At 33.7% G+C, this 1,215-nt stretch carries 1 protein-coding gene; it reads left to right on the plus strand.

The window, feature by feature from the left end; all coding sequences use genetic code 11:
* Window positions 1-1,150 (plus strand): putative porin (locus EKL98_RS16480; RefSeq protein WP_233589477.1); only part of this gene is annotated, 1,150 nt, incomplete at its 5' end.
* Window positions 1,151-1,215: the final 65 nt, after the last annotated feature.

Here is a 1,215-nt window from a genome sequence, read left to right on the forward strand (position 1 = left end):
TGATTCATTGAGAATAAAAAAACCTGTAGCCACGATTGATATGTATCGAGTGATTACTTTGGAGCGCGACACCACTTATATCGACACTTCGCTTACGATTCAAAAAAAATACAGTCATAACTATCTGCGAAAAGACCTTTTTGGACTTTTGGCTTTTCCTAACGAAGGGCAAACGTATAATACATTGCAATACAGTTTGAATTCTTTTTCGCCACTTCCAGAATTTGGATTTAAAGCGAAGCACTTTAATTTTCTTGAAGCCAATCAAATTCGATATGGTTCAGTAGCCACTCCTGTTACCGAATGGTATTTTAAATCGGTTATGAAAAAAGGTCAAAATCTGGACGCCTTTTTTTCGGTAAATACTTCTCCAAGATTAAATTTTTCAATAGCTTACAAAGGATTACGTTCTGAAGGGAAATATATAAATCAACTCACAAGTACTGGAAATTTCAGGTTTACTACCAGTTACAACACAAAAAATAAACGATATTTTGCTAATTTTCATTTTACCGGTCAGGATATTATGAATGAAGAAAATGGTGGAATTACTACCGTTGAAGATTTTGAAAGTGGTAACCCAGCTTTTTTACAGCGAGATCGATTAGAAGTTTATTTGACAGATGCTCGATCGTTTCTAAAAGGGAAACGAGTGTTTTTAGATCATTTTTTTAGAATAAATTCCGTGAAGGGAAATAATAATTTGTTTGTGACTCACCAATTTAATTATGAAAATAAATATTTCGAGTACAATCAGCCTACCGTAACTTCGACTGTTGGAGGAACAACTGTATATCGATTTGGTGATTCCTATAAAACTAGTGGCATAAACGACCAAACACATTATAACAAAACCTATAATAAAGTAGGTTTAACGTACGAGAACACAACTTTAGGAAAGTTTAACTTTTTTGTTGATGATTTTTTTAGCAATTATTATTACAACCAAATTTTGATTAAGGATGACCAAACGGTTCCGGCGTCTTTGAGTCGAAGAATAGACAGTTACGGAGGTCAATATGACTATCAGAAAAAGAAATGGACAGGAAAATTTCTTTTCACTAGGTCGTTTACCAATCAATCGCTCTCGAATTTGGATGCTAAAATACAATATGAGCTAAATGAGGAAATGCAACTCTCTACCTCATAACCATATATAAAAATCATGAGCACAGACCCCAGGAATTTGTATCCTTCTTGTTTTGTAGCTTTTAA

The sequence above is a fragment of the Flavobacterium bomense genome (assembly GCF_003970355.1).